The organism is bacterium (assembly GCA_035505375.1).
Lineage (GTDB): Bacteria > Hydrothermota > Tepidihabitantia > Tepidihabitantales > Tepidihabitantaceae > UBA2258.
The window spans coordinates 1-20,298 of sequence record DATJQV010000056.1 but is presented as its reverse complement, the minus strand read 5'-3'; the positions used below and the strand labels follow the sequence as shown (position 1 = coordinate 20,298).

The following is a 20,298-nucleotide window of genomic DNA, read 5'->3' as shown; positions in this document are numbered from 1 at the left end:
AGAGGATTGAGGGTCGTGGACTTACAGGAGCTAAAGAGATAATTCGCTTGATAAGAAGTCTTATCATGCGTATGATGGTATCGGCACATGAAGAGACCCAAAGATCGGTATGAGTGCGATGAGGAGTTGGGGAAGAGGCTGCGCGAATGCAGGCTGAAGGCGGGCCTGACCCAGCAGAAGCTTGCGACGGCGATGGGGCGTCAGGGCAGGGGAAGTCACCACGTTGCGGGCAGGCTGGAGCGTGGCGAGGTCCCGAATCCCGGTGTCGGGCTTCTAGCCGACTATCTGCGGGCCTGTCGGGCAAGGTTCTCCGACATCGAGGACGTGCTTGACCGCTATACGGCGAGGCAGACGGTGATCGAGGTCGAGACGCGGAAGGCTCTGGCCAAGGTGCGCGAGTTTCTGCCGGCGAAGATTGATAAGGCAGTCGAGAAGCTGGACCGCGGGGTCGAGAGACGAGTTGCGACCAGGCACGAGCCGGCGCCGACTCCCGAGGCGCGCGTGCGACGGGCGCGGAACTTCGGCCTGTCGCAGGTCTGGGCGAGACGGGTGAGGCGCAAGGTGGTCAGTATCATCGAGCTGCAGCACCTCATTCCCGGGCCGCTGAACGAGGAGCATCTGCAGAGCTACGCTGCCGGTGTCTGGCGGGTGCTGAACAAGACCAGAGGGAGGCGCGGAACGAAGCGTCCGGCGATGCTTGAAGAAGTGCTACGGCCGTACCAAGGTGAGGGCGGACCGGACCCCGGGCATCTGGAAGCAGTCAGGGAGGGGGTGCTCAGATTCTTCCAAGAGGCAGAGATGGCCGGCGGGCTGGATGCTGCTCGTTCCTACGGTGGCGAAGCCACACCGCGGCTTGAGCCGGGCGATCAGACGTCGAGGCACGGGTTCCAGCCTAAGCCGGACCGGCGGCTGGAGCTGGCGGCATGGGACAAGGCGCGGGAGGCGCTGGTGGAGCAGTTGTGGCTGGAGGTGAGTAAGATGCCGGAGTTGGCCGCAGAGGGTTCACAGCGGATCGGGCTCTGGCGTACGGCTGTACGCGGGCTGTGTTCGATAGTTGACCGCCATGCGCCGGGTGAGGATGAATGTCAGAAAGCAGTCGAGGACATAGCGGTGGATGAGTACTGGTCGCGCCGCGGCCGGGATCCGGCGCTGGTGCGAAGGCTGGCCGGGATCGTCATACCGCGCTGGGAAGAACTGCGCCAATCGCTCGGTCCGCATCCGCTAGGCCGAGCTCGCCCGCCAGTAATCACCGCAAACCCCAAGCCATAGGTTTGGTCCTAGACTTGGCGGGAAACGGGGACAGTCCCTCAGAGCGCCTGCGCCAAACGTGCCTGGGCACAGCAGGAGCGAGCACCGCGCCACAGTCCGCATTTGGGCGGCGCAGTTCCCATCTCTCGCCTAGCTCGGCCTGCAAGTCGGGAGGTGTGCCTCTGCCGGACCCCGCCCGTCGGCAATTGGCGCGCATAAGTGAAGCGGGAGGCGCAAGGCCTCCCGCTTCGTGGAGCAGCGAACTTTAACTGAGCAGGGAACGGGCGATGACGATGCGCTGGACTTCGGATGTCCCTTCGTAGATTTCCATGCACTTGGCATCGCGGAAGTAGCGCTCGACCGGGTAGTCTTTGGTGTAACCGTACCCGCCGTAAACCTGTACTGCCTGGCGCGTGACTTCGACTGCGGTCTCGGCCGCGAAGAGTTTGCACATGGCGGATTCCTGGTTGAAGCGAGTCTTGCCCGAGTCTTTCTGGTGCGCCGCGTAGTAGACGAGGAGGCGCGAGGCGAGCGTGCGGCAGGCCATGTCGGCGAGTTTGGCCTGGATCATCTCGAATTCGCAGATGGGCTTGCCGAACTGCTTCCGTTCTTTGGAGTAGGCAATGGCTTTCTCCATGGCGGCCTGGGCGATGCCCACCGCCTGGGCGCCGATGTCGATACGGGAGACGTCGAGCGTGCCGAGCGCGACTTTGAAGCCGCCACCGACCTGGCCGAGCACGTTCGCGACCGGCACTTCAGCGTCGTCGAATATCAGTTCGCAGTTGGCAGTGCCGCGCAGGCCCAGGAGGTTCTCGTGTTTGCCGAGGGTGAAGCCCTTGGAATCGCGGTCGACGATGAAGGCGGTAATGCCCCTGGTGCCGGCGGCCGGGTCGGTCTTGGCGAACACGATGAAGACCTTGGCGACGCCGCCGTTGGTGATGAACCGCTTGGAGCCGTTGAGGATGTAACGGTCGCCCTTGAGCACCGCGGTGGCTTCCATCGCGGCCGGGTCGGACCCGGCGTTGGGCTCAGTGAGGCCGAACGCGCCGAGGAGCTCACCGGTCGCCATGCGCGGCAGGTACTTATCTTTCTGGGCGTCGTTGCCCCAGTTGACGATGGGCCAGCAGGCGAGGGAGTTGTGGACCGCGGTGATGACGCCGGTGGAGCCGCAGGCCCGAGAAATTTCCTCGATGGCGATCGCCAGCGACAGGAAGTCGAACTCGGCGCCGCCGTACTTTTCGGGGATGGTCATGGAGAGCATCCCCAGTTCGGCCATCTTCTTGATGGAGTCGTGGGGGAACTCGCCTTTCTCGTCGATCTCCGCCGCCTTCGGTTCCAGTTCTTTGGTGGCGAATTCCTTCGCCATGTTACGGACCATCTCCTGGTCGTTACTAAAACTCAGGTCCATCGTTGCCTCCTTATTGGGCAGGTAAATGACCAATGACCAAGCGCCAATGACCAGTCAAGCAGGAAACGACCAAGTACCGACGAGCAGTGCGCACGTGGCTATGGGGGTTTTCCCGTTGATTGGGAATTGGGACTTGGGTATTGGGTATTTCTAGCAAGTTTCTCTGGCTTCTTTCAGTACGTCTTTGGCGATAATCATCCGCATTACTTCGGATGTGCCCTCGCCGATTTCGCCGAGCTTGGCGTCGCGGTAGGCCCGCGCCACCGGCATGTCGTCAGTGATGGCGAGCGGGCCGATGGCGTCAATCGCCACGCCGCAGGCCCAGACCGCCACTTCGGACGCGAAGAGTTTGGCAAAGGCGCATTCCTTGTCCACGCGCACGCCGGTGTCCTTGATTTGCGCCGAGTTGTAGACGAGCAGGCGCGCGGCCTCGACCTGGACGGCGACGTCGGCGAGCGCCTTGGATTCGAGCTGACTCATCTCGCGGTCTTTGAACCACGTAATCATCGTGTCGAGCGCGCACTGGGCCATGCCGAGGCAGAACGCGCCGATGGAGATGCGGCCGCCGTCGAGCGTCTCCATGAAGATGCGGTAGCCGTCGTACTCCTTGCCCAAGACGCTATCGAGCGGCACCAGCATGTCCTCGAACAGCAGTTCCATCGTCTCTGAACCCTTGAGCCCAAGCTTGTGTTCGGCTTTCGGCGCCGAGAAGCCCGGGGTCTTGGTCTCAGCGATGAAGCAGGTGATGCCTTTGCGGCCGAGCTTGCGGTCCTGCGTTGCCGCGACGATGACCGTGCCAGCGTGTCCGGCCGAGGTTATGAATCGCTTGTTGCCGTTGATGACAAAGCCCTGGTCGGTCTTCCGTGCCGTCGTCTCGATGCCGGCCGCGTCAGACCCGGCGTTGGGTTCGGTCAGGCCGAAGACTCCGAGGCAGACACCCCGGGCCAGGCGCGGTATGTACTTCTCTTTCTGTTCGGTCGTGCCGAACTTGTAGATGGGGTAGGTGCCGAGCGAGGTGTGGGCCGCCATGGTCAGGCCGGTCGAGGCGCAGACTCGCGATACCTCTTCGATCGCAATCGCGTAGGACTGGTAGTCGAGGCCCATGCCGCCGAGTTCCTTTGGCCAGGGGATGCCGAGCCAGCCGCGTTGGGCGAGGTCTTTGACGTTGTCCTGCACGAACTCGCCGGTCAGGTCGTACCGGGTGGCGCGGGGCCCGATGACCTCGCGGCAGAAGGCGCGCGCGTCCTGCCTGAACCGTACGTACCGGTCTGCCAATATCATGTCGTCCGTCCGGTTCCGCAGTTCTGAATTCTGGTCTCTGGTTTCTGCATGCTGACTTGTCCTAGATGTAATATCTGTCTTTGTCGATCTCTTCCCGGAGCAGGCGCAGTTCCTTCTCGGTCGGCTCCGGGTTAACGCCGACCTCGTCGGCGACGAGCAGCTCGAAGCCGGTCGCCTTGACCACGTCTTCCGGCTTCACGCCGGGGTGAGTCGCAATCAGGCGCATACGCCTGGTGGCAGGCTCGAAGTCCATCAGGGCCAGGTTGGTCACGACCCGGTATGGTCCGGCGCCGGGAGGCAGGCCGGCCTTTTCGCGCGCGCCCGGTCCGGTGAGATAGCCAGGCGTGGTCACGAAGTCGACCTTGGGCACGAAGGAGCGGGTGTCGTGCTTGCGCATGATAACGATGGTCTTCCAGCAGAACGAGGCGACATCATTGGCTCCACCCGAGCCGGGCAGCCTGACTTTGGGCGGCCAGTACTTGCCGATGACCGTTGTGTTCAGGTTGCCGAAGGGGTCGATCTGCGCCCCGCCCAGGAAACCGTATTCGATGAAGCCGCGGCACGCGGTTTCCATGATGTCGCAGATACCGGATGCGGCAACCGCCTTGTGGAAGGTGCGCGAGTCACCCACGCCCAGCGGCAGCTTCTCCAGCGATGCGCCGGTGCCGCCGAACTCGAAGATGGGGACCAGGTTCGGCGCGTGCATCCGCTTGGCCAGAGCACCGGCGAGCATCGGTATGCCGGTGCCGACGAATGCGGTCGTGCCGTCTTCCATCAGTTTCGAGGCGAGGCAGATGAGGAATTCGGATTCGTTATAGGTCGCCATTACCTGCCTCCAATCTCGGACTCGAGCCGGCGCAGCCGGTCCATGCCGACCAGGTTCACGTATTCGGCGTGGTTCTTCGGGCCGTAGACCCACTTGTCGAGGTAGGCCTTGGTCTTGGCCGGGTCGGCCGAGTCTTTGAGGAACGACTGCAGGTGCTCGCCGTCACGCCAGTACCGGTAGCACATCTCGCCCGGGTGGGAAGCGTACTTGGCTTCGACCACGGCGTCAACGAGGTAATAGGGGATGACGGTCTGTTCCGGGTACTTGCGGATTTCCTCGGTGGGGACAATCTCTTCGGTCGAGACGATGAGCTTCTTCGAGGCGCGGGACATCTCGTGCACGAAACCGGATATGCCTTCGACCCGGCAGTTGCCGTACTTGTCCGCCTTGTGGACGTGGATGAGCCCGACGTCGAGGAACAGCGCCGGGAGCAGGCAGACCAGCTTGCCGGTAAAGGGGTCCTCGATGACCTTGGCAGCCGAGTATTTGAGAGTGTCGGTGCCGAGCATCGAGCGGACCGGGAGGAACGGCACGCCCATGGCCGCGGCTTTGAACCGCCAGGTAATGCCACCGTTGGACCAGTCGGTCGTCCTGACCCGTCCGGACTCAACTGCACGGCGGAGGCAGGACGAGATGCCGTAGACTTCCCAGGCGATGTAGGTGATGTCGAGCGTGTCCACCAGGTCGGCGGCAAGCAGGAGATCGATTTCGTGGATGCCCTGGCCCGCCACCCGCAGGTGCTTCTTGCCCTGTCGGATGGTCTCGCGGATCAGCGACATCGGGGCGCGCACGGTGCCGTAGAGTTCGGTCCCGATGTAGTCACCGTCCGCCACGAACTTCGCGACTGCTTCCTGCTCGGTCATGACTTTGTCCACCATCTTCGTGTTCTTCCGCGTGTGGACCCATTCGCGGAACCCATCCGGGTCCGGCGGCTGGAACAGCTCGCCGATGCCCGACTCGATTATGTTCATAGGCGCGACCTCCGGCGGTTCACAAGTTGTGGTTTCATGGCCAAATCAGTGCATCTTAGGGGCGAGCGCGTGAAAGTCAACAGCGGAAGAGGCCACCGCAAAGGGCGCGGGCGGGCATGAGCCCGCCCGCCTGAGAACTGCTGCGCCTGGTCTACCAGCGGGGCCGGTTGAAGTCGCGCTTCTGGTCGTCGCGGCCGCCGCGGCGCGGGCCGCCGCGTCCCGGTCCGCCGAACCCGCCGCGCGGGCCGCCTTCGGTCCGCTCGCGGGCCTCGTTCACGGTCAGAGCCCGGCCGTCGAGCTGGTACTGGTTGAGCGCCGCGATTGCGGCAGCCGCGGCCGCGTCGTCACTCATCTCCACGAACGCGAAGCCGCGCGAGCGGCCCGTGAACTTGTCGGTGATGATGTTGACGGCGGATACTTCGCCGTGAGCGCCGAACAGAGCACGCAACTGGTCTTCGGTAGCGCTGAAGGGCAGGTTGCCCACAAAGATGCGCTTTGCCATCTAGTTCCTCCGGTCGTTTTATTGCTTGGGATTCGGTACGGGACCAGCCTGCGAGCTTCTCAGGCAAACACACGTGGACCTCGCATTCGCTTCTCAAGCGGTTACGGGACCTTGTTTCTCGTCTGTTGCCGGGCGCAGGTCCCCGGGGCCCGACAGAGAATATTAACCATGGGCCGACAGATGTCAAATCAAGGAGAGGCGAGGCAGCGGCCAGGCTCGAAACTCGAATAGCCAGGGCTCGCGGTTCGGACTTGAATCGGGCGTCGAGCTTCGGACTTCGGGAGCAAGACCCGCGTTGACAAAGCGCTTCCGGGGCACTAGGCTCAGACCATGAGAAAGGCGCTTGTTCTGGCGGCGGTTGTCGCCATAGTGGCCGGGTGCGGTCATGCCGGGCCGTCCGGGTCGGGCCCGGTCAGTGCCGAGACCTGGCTGTCCAATACGTTGCAGGGGCAGAAGGTCGGGTACTCCATGTACCGGTTCAACCAGCTCCCGGAGGGCTACCGATTCGAGAGTTTCATAAAGATGACCGTGGCGATGGGCGGCAAGGAGCAACAGGTTCAGTCGCGGTCGGATGCCAACACCGCTCCCGACCTGACGCTCAAGGACTTCAGCTTCACGTTCTCGTCCCAGAACCGTTCGTTCACGGTCAAGGGTCGGGTTGCGGGCAGCACGCTTCTGGTCATGGCCCCGGGCGACACGGCCGAGCGGAGCATCAAGCTGACCGGCCCGGTCTATCCGGCCGCGGCGCTGGGCCGCGTTGTCGTCCTGCGGAAGTTCAAGAAGGACTCAACCTACAAGGTGCCGGTTTTCGACGCGACGGTGATGGGCGTTAACCTGGCGGAGGTCAAGGTTCTGGGCCGGGAGAAGGTCACGGCCGGGGGCCACGAGTACGACGCGCTCAAGTTCACCACCAAGCTGGCAAAGACGGATGTTACAACGTGGGCCGACGACAAGGGTATGGCCATCGTCGAAACGTCGCCACCGGGTATCAGGTCGGAGCGCACGACGGCCGACGCGGTGCTGAAGGCGGAGCCGGAAGGCGCGAAATTCGACGTCATGACGATGTTCCGCGTTCCGGTCGACACGACTATTCCGGAAGGGGCCAATGTCAGCCGCCTGAAGCTGGAGCTCAGCGGAGTCGACCCGAAGGAGTACGACCTGACCGGCCCGGGTCAGCAGGTTACGAGCACCAGCCCGTATGTGGTCGAGATCAAGACGCCGGACCTGCCGCCGGGACCGGTTGCGCTGCCGGTGACCGAGCAGACCGATTTCCTGAAGCCGTCAATCACCATCCAGTCCGACGCGCCTGAGGTCAAGGCCAAACTCAATGAGGCCATCGGCAAGGAGAAAGACGGTGTGGCCGCGACGCGCAAGCTCGTGTCGTGGGTCTTCACCGTCGTCAAGAAGGAGCCGACCGCGTCATTCCCCAATGCGCTCGACGTGCTGAAGACCATGAAGGGCGACTGCAACGAGCATGCGGTTCTCTTTGCCGCGCTGGCCCGTGCCGCCGGCATCCCGACAAAGACCGCGGTCGGACTTTTGTACATGAACCGGGCATTCTACTACCATGCCTGGAACGAGGTCTATCTCGGGAAGTGGATTCCGGTTGATGCCACGTTCGGCGAGTGTCCGGCCAGCGCGCTGCATCTCAAGCTGGCCGAGGGTGAGTTGAGCGAGCAGGCGGAGATTCTCGGCCTGGTCGGGAAGATCGGCATCAAGGTCAAGGAGTTCGGACTCGCGCCGGCCAAGTAGTCCGTCCTGAATTACAAGCCCCCAGACCGAGGAACGGCTGGGGGCTTCAGCTTAGGTCCGGTGGCCGGTGGGCGCGCTCACTTTGTCAGCACCAGCTTGTTGGCGCAGATTCCGCCATCAGCCGCCGCCACCCCCAGGAAGTACATGCCTGCGGGCTGTCCGGCGATACGCTCCCTTGCTCAGGTGCCCGCAGAAGACTTCCTGCCTCACCCGGCCGCAGAGGTCGCAAAGTCTGATGTCGTAACGGCCCGCACGAGGAACCAACGCGACGAAGTCCGCCGTGGCAGCATTCCGAGCCTCCCTCCGCCTGGGGGTAGCCCTCCGAGATGGGGTCGGAAGGTTGTCAAGGTCAGGGTTGAGACGGAGACCTGGACCATGGCCGAGGTTGAGGAGAAGTTCGACTTCCGAATCAGGATGCGCATGAATCTTCAAAGCGGCGCATGAATGAGGTGCTGCACGGCGCAGCTTTGCTGGCGTGGCCGGAAGTGCCTGTTTGAGCAATCCAGAACGCGTTTGAACGAGATCTCCGAGGAGCTTCGTAAGTAACCGGCGAGGGAGGGCCCCGACGAGCTTGCCTCAGAGGGATGTCGCAGCTACAATACATTTCCGGCCCGTAACCGAAAGGAGTTCCAGATGAAGAGCCTTGATTACATCAACCTCGGTGAGAAGTACAGCGCCCACAACTATCTTCCGTTGCCCGTGGTTCTGGCGAAGGGCGAGGGCGTGTGGGTAGAGGACGTCGAGGGTAGACGCTATCTCGACATGCTCTCGTCCTACTCGGCCCTGAACCAGGGCCACCGCCATCCGAAGATACTCGCTGCCATGCAGGAGCAGATGGGCAGGCTCTGTCTTACGTCTCGCGCCTTTCACCATGATACTTTCGGGCCGTTCTGCAAGACCGTGACCGAGGCTTGCGGGATGGACAAGGTGCTTCCTATGAACTCCGGCGCAGAGGCCGTCGAGACCGCCATCAAGCTCTGCCGGCGCTGGGGCTATGCGAAGAAGGGCGTGCCGGAGGGGAAGGCCGAGATCATCGTCTGCGATGGGAACTTCCACGGTCGGACAACGACCATTGTCGGGTTCTCGCCCGAGAAGCTCTACCGCGACGGGTTCGGACCGTTTACGCCCGGGTTCAAGATGATACCCTACGGCGATGTCTCGGCGCTGGAAGAAGCAGTCACGCCGAACACGGTTGCATTCCTGGTCGAGCCGATACAGGGCGAGGCCGGAATCAGGATGCCGAGAGAGGGGTTTCTGGCCGCTGCCCGTGAGGTCTGCACTCGGAACGACGTCCTGCTGATGACCGATGAGATTCAGACCGGACTGGGCCGGACCGGCCGTCTGTTCTGTTACGAGTACGACGGCATCAGGCCCGACGTGTTGATTGTGGGCAAGGCTCTGGGCGGGGGATGTTTTCCCGTCTCGGCAGCTCTCGCTTCGAGGGAGTTGATGTCGGCGTTCACGCCGGGGAACCACGGGTCGACGTTTGGCGGGAACCCGCTTGCGTGTGCCGTGGGCAAGGCCGCGATTGAGGTGATCATCGAGGAGAAGCTGCCGGAGAACTCGTTCAAGATGGGCGAGTACCTGCGGAGTGAATTGCAGAAGATGAACTCGCCCCACGTCGCGGACGTCCGGGGCAAGGGCCTGTTCGTCGGCGTGGAGGTGAAGCCCGAATCCGGTCACGCGCGTGCGTTCTGCGAGAGGCTGATGGGGCTGGGTGTTCTTGCCAAGGAGACCCATGGGACAGTCATTCGTCTTGCCCCGCCGCTCATCATCACCAAGACCGAGATCGACTGGGCTCTGGACCGCATCGGGCAGGTGCTCAAGTAGAGGATCTGAGGATTCCAGGGGCCCAGGATTCAAGTGTCGGGGTACTCGAATCCTCAACCTCCTGATTTCCTGACGCTTGGCCTGACTTGACTTCCGGCAAGAGTTAGCCTATAAATTCACGTGCGTTTGCTCTCGATCACAAACAAGGCAGACCTCGAACAAGAGCTTGCCCGAGTCGGCGCCGATGCGCTGAGCTGGCCGATATTCCGGGCAAAGAGCCGAGTGGTCGCGGTCAGGATTGACCGTCTCTCGACTGCCGGCGCCAACATCTTGAAGCAGACCGCGATAGCGTGCGGCGGTGATTGTGCGGTGAACCGTGCTGTCGCTTCCGGCCGGGTCAGGCACACCGATGTTGTGTTGTTCCTCACGCCGCGGCAGTTGCAGTCTCTTGTATACCGGCTCGCGTCGCAGCCGGAGTGCGTGGCGCGTCTCGTTCCCGACCTGATTGAACTGAGTGGCCACGTGCAGATGTCGATGTGCGTCATCAAGCTGGGACGACGGAAGGTTGACCTTGGCAGGCGAACCCATGTCATGGGCATTCTAAACGTCACTCCTGACTCGTTCTCGGACGGCGGACGTTTCCTTGAACCATCGGCCGCGCTTGACCGCGCCACCGCGATGGCTGATGAGGGCGCAGATTTCATCGACATCGGCGCGGAGTCAACGCGGCCCGGGTCATTGCCCGTCGCTGCGAACGAACAGCTGGCGCGGCTTCTGCCCGTGCTGCGCGTAGTAAAGAAGAGAGTCAATGCGCCTGTTTCGATTGACACCACGGACGCAAGGGTCGCAGAGACAGCGCTGCGCCATGGCGCGGACATGATTAATGACGTTTCTGCACTCAGCGGTGACCGGCGAATGGCCGCGGTTGTGGCGCGCGCCGGAGTCCCATGTATACTGATGCACATGAAAGGCAAACCCAGGACCATGCAGCGCAGTCCGGAATATGCCGACGTGATGGGAGAGATCGTCGGTTCCCTTGACGCGGCGCTCAGACGGGGAGAGGATGCCGGCATTGACCGGAAGCAGATGCTGGTTGACCCGGGAATCGGGTTCGGCAAGACAGTGGCGCACAATCTGGAAATCCTGCGTCGTCTGGCAGAACTGCAGTCCCTCGGCGTCCCGTTAGTGGTTGGTCCGTCCCGCAAACGATTCATCGGCGTGGTTACGGACTCCGCGGACGGCGAGCGGGTCGATGGGACGATCGCCGCCTGCGTGCTGGCAGCCGCGAACGGCGCGAACGTTCTGCGCGTGCACGACGTCAAACCCGTCGTGAAGGCGCTGAGGCTGGCTGACGCGGTCGAACTGAGAAGCTAGATGCTCTCTTTCATCAAGTTCCGAGTGACCGATGCCCTCGACATCATCCTGGTCGCCCTGCTCGCTTACTACTTCCTGCGTTTCCTCAAGGGCACCCGCGCCATCCGTATGCTCTACGGGCTCTTCTTCCTCGTGGCGGTGTCGTTCCTCGCCCGATGGCTCGACTTCAAGGCGCTCGGGCTGATAGTCAATTCGCTGACGACGGTCTGGATCGTGGCGTTCGTAATAATCTTTCAGCCTGAAATCAGAAATATCCTCTCCCGATTCGGCCGCTATCGCCCGCTGCGATTCCTGCTCAAGCAAGGGGCGGACTCGGCCGTGGTCGATGAAATCGTCGATGCTGCGGCACAGATGAAAGACCACAAGACCGGGGCGCTGATTGTAATCGAGCGCGACATCGGCCTGCGCGAGTACATCGAAACCGGCACACGGGTGGAGGCGCATGTCTCGGCGCCCCTCCTTGTTTCGCTGTTCACCCCGCCGGCCCCGCTGCACGACGGCGCGGTCATCGTTACCGGCGGCCAGGTTGTGGCTGCGGGCTGTACTCTTCCGTTGAGCGAGGAGCGCTACGTTCAGAGCGCGCTGGGGATGCGGCACCGGGCCGGGCTCGGCATCGCTACCGTAACTGACGCGGTCGCGGTCATCGTCTCCGAAACGACCGGCAAGATAACTTTCGCAAGCAGGGGCGGGCTTCTGTCCGGACTGACGCCGTCCCAACTCAAGTACAACATCCAGCAGGCCCTGGCTGAAGAGCGCTGAGCTGTGAGCCAGTCGCGAGTGCGGCTGATAGTGTTCGGCGCCGTGTTCGCGGTCGTACTGGCAGTGTATTACTGCACCGCCGCACCGACCGCGTCGTTCTGGGACTGCGCGGAGCTCACTGCTGCGTCGTACATCTTCGGTATACCGCACCCGCCGGGCACACCGCTCTACGTCGCCCTTGGCCGTATCTTCACGATGCTTCCGCTGGCGAAGGAGATTGCGTTCCGTGTGACGCTGATACCCGTGCTGTTTGGTGCGTTCTCGTGCGGGCTCATCTATCTGCTCGTACTCAAACTCATCAGCCTCGCGGGGGAGACGGGGGACAGGAGACGGGAGACGGTCCCCGGTCCCCGGTCCCCAGTCCTCTACCTCCGGTGGCTGCCGCACGTTGCCGGGGCCTTTGCCGCGCTGGCCTGCGCCTTCGCATTCTCCTACTGGGATAACTCGGTCGAAGCCGAGGTCTACGGCCCCTGCGTGGTCGTCGCGCTTTCGGTGCTTTACATGGCGCTGGTCTGGCGCGACCGCATCAAGGACCCGACCGCCGACAACCGCCTGATACTTGCAGCCATTTTCCTGCTCTTTCTTTCCACCGGCATCCACTTCACCCCGATGATGACTGTGTTCGCAGTGCTCGTTTTCGCGCTGGTGGTCGACCGTGAATCGGTGATTCAGCTCAGGCTCTTCGAGCTCGTTGCCGGTTACCTGACCGTACTGACCATCAGCGAGAACGGTTTGAGAGCCAGCACGTTCTTTGCCGTGCCGTTGATGCTGGGTGCGACCTGGCAAGGCATCAAGGTAATGCAGCAGTCGGAAAGGACAAGGGCGGTATTCTACGGTCTGGCCCTGCTATTCTCTGTTTTCGTTGTTGCCTACATCGCGGCGGGCAACAGAATCATGGACGACACCGTGCTGTTCCTTGCCTCGCCGACCGTGGCGCTAATCGAGCGCTGGGTACGGTCGCCGGTCCTGTCGGTTCTGTTCGTGGCAGGCTATGGCGGCTACCTGTACTGGCTCCACCGACAGCGGAAGTTGAGTCTCAAGTACGTGGGCCTGATGCTCGGGCTGCTGCTGCTGGCCGGTTCGGTCCAATTCATCATGTTCATCCGGGCAAGGCACGCTCCGGCAATCAACGAGGCAGACCCCTCAAACTGGCGGAACTTCGTCAGTGTCCTGAAGCGGGAGCAGTACGACCCGATGAAGCTCCTGCCGCGCAAGACCCAGTTCCTTACCGAGAGTGACTGGCGTACGAACCGGAACCCGCGCTTTGGTCTGCTGGTGGCCTACTACGAGCAGGTGAAGTTCTACGTCCGCTACTTCCTTTGGCAGTGGGGGGGCGTGCGGTTCTTCGATATCTTCCTTCACGTCGGCTGGCAGGCATTGTTCGGCCTGATTCCACCGCTGCTCGGGCTTTGGGGCATGTGGCACCAATTCCGGCGGGAGAAACGTTCGTTCGTGCTCATCTTCATGGCGTTCTTGGTCGCGTCGCTGGGGTTGATTACCTATCTGAATCTGAAGTATTCGCCTTCAGACCCGAGGCGCGGTGACCCTGCTCAGGGCAGACTGGGGTATCTGGAAGTGCGGGAGCGTGACTACTTCTACGCGTTTTCGTTCGTGTTCTACACCATCTTCGTCGGCGTCGGAGCGTACGCTTTCCTCCGCTGGGTTGCGGACCGAGTACGGAAGATCACAAGCGCACGCAGGAGAGGTCGGGCCTGGGCTTCCTCGCTTGAGCTTGGGCTGTCTGGCACTCTGCTCGCGGTCGGTTTCGCGCCGATGTTCCTGAACTACCCGGACGTGACTCGCCGCCACAATTGGATTCCTGATGAGTACGGCTACAACGTGCTTGCTTCGTGTCCGGGCGACCACGCCGTGGTCCTGACCAACGGCGACAACGACACGTTTCCGCTCTGGTTCGTACAGACGGTGCCGTCGCTCGCCACCGGTTATGACCCGAACTTCGGCAAGAACGTCCGGGTCGGGATACTTTCGCTGCTGAACACCAGCTGGTACATCAAGCAGCTCAAGCACTGGGGCGCACCCATTTCGTTCAGCGATGCCGAGATTGACAGCCTTCCGCGCGGGTTCATCGGGAAGAACAACCGGACCTTCATGCTTGAAGATATCGTCATCCGTGACATAGTTGCGACCGCAGGCGGGGTCAAGCTCAAATGGCCCGATGACTTCGCCTCTACGGCCGAGGAGTACTCGGCCAAGGTCTTCGGTCCCGGCTACCACCCGCGGACGCCGGTCTACTTCGCGACCACCGTTTCACCCCACAGCCTGCAGGACGTCCGCGCGCACCTTAGACTGGAGGGCCTCGTGTACAGGGTCGTAGCGGACTCGGGGTCTGACATGGTTGACGTACCCAGAAGCCGCTACCTGGTCGATTCAGTCTACGCCATGAAGTCCTTCCTCGACCCACGGGTGCACAAGGACGACAACACGCGCGGCATGCTGCTGACCTATGCGGCAACGTACATGGCTCTGGCCAATGAGTACCGGAAGGACAATCGGCCGGAGGATGCCGAGCACGTCCTCGACCTTGCCGCCCGTCTCGACCTGGACACGGACCACAAGGTGGCGATTCTCTACCATCTGTCTGCGTTCGCGCTCGAGGCCGGACATTTCGACCGGGCCATGGAGGCGCTTGATAGCATGCGGGTGCTGGGGTTTGCGCAGCCCGAGCTCGCCCAACTCCGTGGCGAAGCCTGCGAGGGTAAGGGTGATCTGGCTCGGGCCGAGACTGCCTACCTCGGCGCCATGGCCGCAGACCCGAGCCGGCGCGATTTCGTCCAGGCGCTGGTCCGGTTCTATCTGGACAGACTCCGTGACACGGCCAAGGGCAAGGCCCTGCTCCAGCAGTGGCTGCAACGGACCCCGAACGACTCCGCGGCGGCCCGTCAGCTCCGGCAGCTTTCCGGGCTCTTCAGGCATCATCCACGCTGTATCGCTCAAGATGTCTGAACTGATTTGACTCACGGCGACCCCGGCGTTAGCATCAGGCCTCGTGACTGTTTCTCAGATCCCGGTCATGGGTTCGCCCGACTGGCTGCCGGCCCTTTGACTTCCTGAGTCTTTGACCCTATTGTCATTCCGGAAACCAGCTCGATGAACGACCGCGGAACGCGCATTATCATCTTCGCACTGGTCTTCGTGGCCGTGCTGGTGCCCTATCTGGTCAGCGTCGCGCCGACCGCCTCGTTCTGGGACTGCGGTGAACTGGCCGCGGCCTGCTGCACAATGGGAATTCCTCATCCGCCGGGAACTCCGTTGTTCGTTGCTTTCGGCCGCCTGTTCGCGCTGATTCCGTTCTCGCCGGAGTCAGCCTTCCGCACCAACATGGTTCCGGTCCTGTTCGGTGCGTTCTCCTGCGGGCTCGTCTACCTGCTCGTGCTCAAGCTCATCGGCCTCGCGGGGGAGACGGGGGACAGGAGACGGGAGACGGCAGACGGTCCCCGGTCCCCAGTCCCTCACCTCCGGTGGCTGCCCCACGTCGCCGGGGTCTTCGGCGCCCTGTCCTGTGCCTTTGCCTTCTCCTACTGGGACAACAGCGTCGAGACCGAGGTATATGGGCCGTGCGTGGTCGTGGCTCTGTGCGTCCTCTACATGGCTCTGGTCTGGCGCGAGAAGCTCAAGGACGGGACCGGCGACAACCGCTATATCCTTGCCGCCATATTCCTGCTCTTTCTCTCCGCCGGCATCCACTTCACGCCCATGCTTGCCATGTTCGCGGTGCTGTTCTTCGCCCTCGTCGTAGACCGCGACGCGGTCCTACACCTGCGCATCTTTGAGCTGATTGCCGGGTACTTGATGGTCCTGACCGCAACCGAGCTTGGGCTCAAGCCCGCGACGTTTGTGGCCATACCGTTGATGCTTGTCGCAACTTGGCTGGGTCTTCGCGTGATGGAGCGGTCGGAGAAGACGGCCGGCGCGTTCTACGGGCTCGGCCTGCTGTTTCTCGTGTTCGTCATCGGGTACGCGGCGGCCGGCAACGGAATACTGGACGACACGGTGCTGTTCATTGCCTCACCGACTGCGGCTTTCATCGAACGATGGGTGCAGTCGCCGCCCATACTGATTGCCTTTGTGGCTGGGTACGGCGCGTACCTGTACTGGCTGCACCGGCAGGGGAAGCTCGACGCCCGGTACGTGGGACTGATGCTCGGGCTCATCTTCCTCGCCGGGTCGGTTCAGTTCATCATGTACATCCGGGCCAGGCTCGGTCCGGCCATCAATGAGGTGAACCCGTCGAACTGGCGGGACTTCGTCAGCGTGCTAAAGCGCGAGCAATACGACCCGATGAAGTTGTTCCCGCGCCGCACCCAGTTTCTGACCGAGGGCGACTGGCAGACGAACCGGAACGTGCACTTCAGCCTGCCGATGGCGTACTTCGAACAGGTCAAGTCCTACGTCCGCTACTTCTTCTGGCAGTGGGGCAACGCGCGTTACTTCGACATCTTCCAGCACGTGGGTTGGCAGGCTTTGCTCGGGCTCGTAACGCCGCTGCTCGGGCTCTGGGGGATGTGGCACCAGGTCCGACGGGAGAAGCGGTCGTTCATCCTCATATTCGTCGCGTTCCTTGTCGCTTCGCTTGGCCTGATTACCTATCTGAACCTCGAGTACTCGCCAACGGACCCTCGTCCGTTGCTCAAGTTCCGCGAAGTCCGCGAGCGCGACTACTTCTACGCATTCTCGTTCGTGTTCTACGCCGTCTTCGCGGGCGTCGGCGCCTACGCCTTCCTCCGCCGGGTTGCAGACCGGTGCGAAAGGATCAGGTTGAGGTCAAGGTCGAGATTCGGAACGCCCGGCCTGACCTCAGCCTTAACCTCAACCTCGACCTATGCCGTGTCCGGCATTCTGCTCGCCTTCGGGTTCGTCCCGATGTACCTGAACTACCCGGACGTCACGCGGCACGGCAACTGGATTCCGGCCGAGTACGGTTACAACTTCCTGGTATCCTGCCCGGGTGAGCACGCTGTCCTCTTCACCAACGGCGACAACGACACATTCCCGCTCTGGTTCCTGCAGACGGTGCCGTCGCTCGTCGCCAACTACGACCCGCACTTCGGCAAGAACGTGGCGGTGGCAAACCTGTCGCTCCTCAATGCCAACTGGTACTGCAAGCAGCTCAAACGCTGGGGCGCGCCGATTTCCTTCACCGAGGCGCAGATCGACCAGCTACCGGAAGTATTCACCGGCAGGGACAACCGCGAAATCCAGCTCAAGGATGTCATGATGCGGGACATCCTCGCGACCAGCGCCGGCATCAAGCTGCAATGGCCCGACGACTACGCCTGCACGCCCGATGAGTTCCGGGCCAGGATATTCACCGCCGGCTACAACCCGCGTACGCCGGTCTACTATTCCACCACCGTTTCCCGTAGCAACCTCGTGGATGTCGAACCGAACCTGCGTCTTGAGGGGTTGGTCAATCGCGTAGTCCCGGAGCAGGGCGTGAGCCAGGTTGACACGCAGAAGACGAGGCACCTGCTCTATGACGTCTACGTCATGACCTCCATTCTCGACCCCGGAGTGCGCAGGGACGAGAACACGCGCAACCTGCTGCGCAACTACGCTGCCTGCTATGTGGCGCTGGCCGGCGAGTACCAGAAGGCGGACAGAAACATCGAGGCTCAGCAGGCGCTGGAAAAGGCGCTGGCCCTGGACCTTGACCCTGACCGGAGAGTGCCGCTGTTCTACCACGCCTCGACGTTTGCCATGCTCAACGATCAGTACGACCGGGCCCTGGCCTATCTTGATTCAATCGAGAGCCGGGGCTTTCGAGACCCGGAATTGATGCTGAGGCGCGGGTACGCGCACGAGGCAAAGGGTGAGTTTGCGCTGGCCGAGTCGACCTACCGCGCGGCCCTTGCCGCCGACTCTACACAGTCCGACCCGCTGCAGGCTCTCTGCCGGCTCTACCTCGACGAGACCCGCGACACTGTCAAAGCGCGCATCATGCTTCAGCAGTGGCTCCGGCGCGCACCAGAGGACACGGCGGCGACGAGAATGCTCAAGGAAATCTCCTAGATTGTCGAATGGCGATTGGCGAGTGTCGAATGAGCCCGCCCGATTCTGATATTCCCGCAATCGTCAATCGTCAATCGTAACTCGATAATACCGTGCACGAATACTCCATCACCCGCGCGCTTCTCGACCAGGCACTGGCCGAGACAGAGAAACTCGGCTACAAGCGTATAAACCGCATCCATCTGCTGCTCGGAGAAGGTGGTGGCGTTGTGCCGGACTGCATCCAGTTCTACTTCGACGAGATGAAGAAGGGCACGGCCGCGGCCGCGGCTGCGCTTGAATTCAAGCGGGTGCCGCTGCGCATCCGTTGTCCCAAGTGCGGCGCCGAGTTCGGCAAAGTAGAGGAGATGTGCAGTTGCAATGCCGGCGGCGACATCATCTCCGGCCAGGAACTGGCCATTGAGTCGTTGGATGTGGACTGACGACAGGGTTCGAGGGGTCGAGGGTTCAAGGGTTCGAGCGGCCGGAATGACGGGTCGAGTGAGCGTTCGTCGGGTTCCCATTCCGGGCTCAATCTGTGTTCATCTGCGTTCATCTGTGGTTCCATCCAGAATCCGAGCCGCGATTCTGGTTTCTGGTTTCTGGTTTCTGAGTTCTTCATTATCCCTTGGCCTATGGCGTGGTGTCTACGATGACGCTCCTCTTGCCGTCCACATCACACCCAACAAGAACGTGTTCCGGGTCGGCGATACGTTCCGGCTGAGGATTACGGCAACCAACACGAGCGACCGCGACCTACTCATCAAGCGAGACTGGAAAGAACAACTCGTCTTCTACCACCTTCTCAGTCCCTCGCCCCTAACCCCTCGTCCCTCGCCGGTTGAGTGGCCGGGCAGAGCGCTCATCGCGACGTGGATGGACTCGACCGACGTAGTCCGGCTCGAACCGAACCAGAGCTACACGGTCAGCCGATACGTGCGCACATGGATTCCGGAAGACGTCTCCACCTTCCAGTTCCGGCTCAAACTGGTCGGTATCAAAGACTACGGCCGCAAGTTCGACATGTGGCAGGGCATCGCCTGGTCCAATCCGATAACACTAACAGTCAAACCTAAGCCGTAGCTCGGGCGGCAGTCCGTTGCTGCCAATCTCGTCGGGTTAGGCCAAACGGAGTGTCCTGCGGTCAGCGTCTATCGTCGGCATTCCGGTCGCGGGCTACCGGAGGATGCTCGCGGGCCAACTCGGCCATGATGGCCTCGGCCCGAACCCGGCCCTGCCTTAGCCATTCCTCGCCGCTCAAGCCGAGTCGCTTCCGTTCATCCTCGGACTCGTGCCGGACCTTGTGGAGCCAGTCCATCCAATCCATACCGTCAACCTTCATATCTCAGTACCTCTTCTGGCATTCGGATGCTGATGAGCTGATAGCCCTCGCGCAGGTTCACAGCTCCGATGTTGCGTTCAGCCCACTCGTTGGCAAGGTGACGGAGGTTCAGAGACACCAGCACGTCGGCCCGGCCAACGGTCGCGTACGCGACGTGACGCGCATCCTCCACTTCCTTCACGGGTATCACACCCTCACGCAGGCAGGCGGCTGCCAGGCGTTCTGCCTCCGAATCATCAACGTCGAGCAATCGAGTGTCTGCGAGCAGCGACAGCAACTTCGACCGGAGAGGCTCCGCCGCCAGGTTGAGTTCGAGAACCGTGCGCGACGACGTGGCGGCATCGAGAATCCCTAGTCGAACCTGGTCGAACATGCCGACAACTGCTTCACGGCGGGATGCATTACGCGGCTCGGAGTCGAAATAGAAGCCGAACAGCGATGTCTCAAGATAGAGCAGCGGCCTGTGCTTCACAGCCACTCATCAGTATAGTCCGGCCTTGCTGCCCGTCAACCGGCCCGCCAATAGTCAATCTACAATCTTGAATTACGTTGCTGTCGGCTGCTAGATGTGGGCTCATTTGATGTCCCGAGCATCCCGGAATAGGGTGACTGTCCTTGGTTAGCCCCCCCGCCTCCCTCCCGGGTTCACCAACTCATTCGGGGGGTAGTCCCCGGATAGCTTACAGGGACAGTCCCCGGCTAGGTCTGGTTAGAAGTCCGGGAACGCTTGACTGGTGCAGTGCTTCAGTGCTTCCGATGGCTAACCGGGAAGATGACCCCAGAGCCAGCCCCTCATCTGGTTCCAAGAGCAGCACCAAATGGCCCGCAGGTGACTGCTGCGGGTAGCCTCCCGGGGGTGAGGGGGGAGGCAGGGACAGGTCCAGCTTACCTTCCAGTGGTGAAAGTGTTAGGTGTGTTTCCGGGTTGACCATGGGTTGTCTCTCAGGGCAAGCGTGGCGGAAATGCCGTTGAAAGTGAGCGCGGCTAGTGGTTGCGGATGAGTGAGTTAAGTCTGTTTTCTCTGCTGTATTCTCGTGCATGGCTACCTTGCATGAG

16 protein-coding genes are annotated in these 20,298 nt (G+C 62.0%); 9 read left to right on the top strand and 7 right to left on the bottom strand.

The genetic code is table 11. From position 1 onward, the window contains the following. Positions 1–87 precede the first annotated feature (87 nt). A complete protein-coding gene (locus VMH22_09075; protein HTW91847.1) occupies positions 88–1,269 on the top strand; it encodes a helix-turn-helix transcriptional regulator in 1,182 nt (393 codons plus the stop codon). A gap of 244 nt (positions 1,270–1,513) precedes the next feature. Here VMH22_09075 and VMH22_09070 read toward each other — a convergent pair whose 3' ends face one another. The 5 genes from VMH22_09070 to VMH22_09050 form a co-directional block, all read right to left on the bottom strand. Continuing rightward, complete coding sequence (locus VMH22_09070) at positions 1,514–2,656, bottom strand: acyl-CoA dehydrogenase (protein ID HTW91846.1); 1,143 nt, start codon at positions 2,654–2,656, stop codon at positions 1,514–1,516. A 150-nt stretch (positions 2,657–2,806) separates the two neighbouring features. Then, a complete protein-coding gene (locus VMH22_09065) occupies positions 2,807–3,937 on the bottom strand; it encodes an acyl-CoA dehydrogenase family protein (protein ID HTW91845.1) in 1,131 nt (376 codons plus the stop codon). 61 nt (positions 3,938–3,998) lie between these two features. Further along, positions 3,999–4,763 (bottom strand): CoA-transferase, encoded by a 765-nt coding sequence (locus tag VMH22_09060; GenBank protein ID HTW91844.1) that lies wholly within the window; start codon positions 4,761–4,763, stop codon positions 3,999–4,001. Next, positions 4,763–5,734 (bottom strand): CoA-transferase, encoded by a 972-nt coding sequence (locus tag VMH22_09055; GenBank protein ID HTW91843.1) that lies wholly within the window; start codon positions 5,732–5,734, stop codon positions 4,763–4,765. Before VMH22_09055 ends, VMH22_09060 begins: the two co-directional genes overlap by 1 nt. A gap of 151 nt (positions 5,735–5,885) precedes the next feature. Beyond that, positions 5,886–6,236: an RNA-binding protein gene (locus VMH22_09050; protein HTW91842.1), complete on the bottom strand. Its 351-nt coding sequence runs from the start codon at positions 6,234–6,236 to the stop codon at positions 5,886–5,888. A gap of 330 nt (positions 6,237–6,566) precedes the next feature. Here VMH22_09050 and VMH22_09045 point away from each other — a divergent pair, with 330 nt between their 5' ends. The 8 genes from VMH22_09045 to VMH22_09010 all read left to right on the top strand — a co-directional run bounded on the left by VMH22_09045 (position 6,567) and on the right by VMH22_09010 (position 18,983). Further along, complete coding sequence (locus VMH22_09045; GenBank protein ID HTW91841.1) at positions 6,567–7,988, top strand: transglutaminase domain-containing protein; 1,422 nt, start codon at positions 6,567–6,569, stop codon at positions 7,986–7,988. A 633-nt stretch (positions 7,989–8,621) separates the two neighbouring features. Next, entirely contained in the window at positions 8,622–9,818 is a 1,197-nt protein-coding gene (gene rocD / locus VMH22_09040; GenBank protein ID HTW91840.1) for an ornithine--oxo-acid transaminase, read from the top strand. 120 nt (positions 9,819–9,938) lie between these two features. Further along, complete coding sequence (gene folP / locus VMH22_09035; GenBank protein HTW91839.1) at positions 9,939–11,132, top strand: dihydropteroate synthase; 1,194 nt, start codon at positions 9,939–9,941, stop codon at positions 11,130–11,132. Further along, entirely contained in the window at positions 11,133–11,891 is a 759-nt protein-coding gene (cdaA, locus tag VMH22_09030) for a diadenylate cyclase CdaA (GenBank protein HTW91838.1), read from the top strand. It abuts the gene before it with no gap. Positions 11,892–11,894: 3 nt separating this feature from the next. Further along, on the top strand, positions 11,895–14,855 hold the full coding sequence (locus VMH22_09025) for a DUF2723 domain-containing protein (GenBank protein HTW91837.1): 2,961 nt from the start codon (positions 11,895–11,897) through the stop codon (positions 14,853–14,855). Between the two features lie 144 nt (positions 14,856–14,999). Further along, on the top strand, positions 15,000–17,921 hold the full coding sequence (locus tag VMH22_09020; GenBank protein HTW91836.1) for a DUF2723 domain-containing protein: 2,922 nt from the start codon (positions 15,000–15,002) through the stop codon (positions 17,919–17,921). A 92-nt stretch (positions 17,922–18,013) separates the two neighbouring features. Continuing rightward, positions 18,014–18,343 (top strand): hydrogenase maturation nickel metallochaperone HypA, encoded by a 330-nt coding sequence (locus VMH22_09015; GenBank protein HTW91835.1) that lies wholly within the window; start codon positions 18,014–18,016, stop codon positions 18,341–18,343. A 115-nt stretch (positions 18,344–18,458) separates the two neighbouring features. Next, entirely contained in the window at positions 18,459–18,983 is a 525-nt protein-coding gene (locus tag VMH22_09010; GenBank protein HTW91834.1) for a hypothetical protein, read from the top strand. A 61-nt stretch (positions 18,984–19,044) separates the two neighbouring features. Here the strand turns inward: VMH22_09010 and VMH22_09005 are convergent, their stop codons facing one another. Both VMH22_09005 and VMH22_09000 read right to left on the bottom strand, forming a co-directional pair. Further along, positions 19,045–19,242, bottom strand: a complete 198-nt coding sequence (locus tag VMH22_09005) for a hypothetical protein (GenBank protein HTW91833.1) — start codon at positions 19,240–19,242, stop codon at positions 19,045–19,047. Continuing rightward, on the bottom strand, positions 19,232–19,720 hold the full coding sequence (locus VMH22_09000; GenBank protein ID HTW91832.1) for a hypothetical protein: 489 nt from the start codon (positions 19,718–19,720) through the stop codon (positions 19,232–19,234). The genes VMH22_09005 and VMH22_09000 overlap by 11 nt, the downstream gene beginning before the upstream one ends. Positions 19,721–20,298 lie beyond the last annotated feature (578 nt).

Coding starts and splice junctions, on each gene's coding strand:
- VMH22_09045 (HTW91841.1), top strand. CDS start 6,567: ATGAGAAAGGCGCTTGTTCTGGCGGCGGTTGTCGCCATAGTGGCCGGG.
- VMH22_09065 (HTW91845.1), bottom strand. CDS start 3,937: ATGATATTGGCAGACCGGTACGTACGGTTCAGGCAGGACGCGCGCGCC.
- VMH22_09055 (HTW91843.1), bottom strand. CDS start 5,734: ATGAACATAATCGAGTCGGGCATCGGCGAGCTGTTCCAGCCGCCGGAC.
- VMH22_09020 (HTW91836.1), top strand. CDS start 15,000: ATGAACGACCGCGGAACGCGCATTATCATCTTCGCACTGGTCTTCGTG.
- VMH22_09060 (HTW91844.1), bottom strand. CDS start 4,763: ATGGCGACCTATAACGAATCCGAATTCCTCATCTGCCTCGCCTCGAAA.
- VMH22_09070 (HTW91846.1), bottom strand. CDS start 2,656: ATGGACCTGAGTTTTAGTAACGACCAGGAGATGGTCCGTAACATGGCG.
- cdaA (HTW91838.1), top strand. CDS start 11,133: ATGCTCTCTTTCATCAAGTTCCGAGTGACCGATGCCCTCGACATCATC.
- VMH22_09050 (HTW91842.1), bottom strand. CDS start 6,236: ATGGCAAAGCGCATCTTTGTGGGCAACCTGCCCTTCAGCGCTACCGAA.
- rocD (HTW91840.1), top strand. CDS start 8,622: ATGAAGAGCCTTGATTACATCAACCTCGGTGAGAAGTACAGCGCCCAC.
- VMH22_09075 (HTW91847.1), top strand. CDS start 88: ATGAAGAGACCCAAAGATCGGTATGAGTGCGATGAGGAGTTGGGGAAG.
- VMH22_09005 (HTW91833.1), bottom strand. CDS start 19,242: ATGAAGGTTGACGGTATGGATTGGATGGACTGGCTCCACAAGGTCCGG.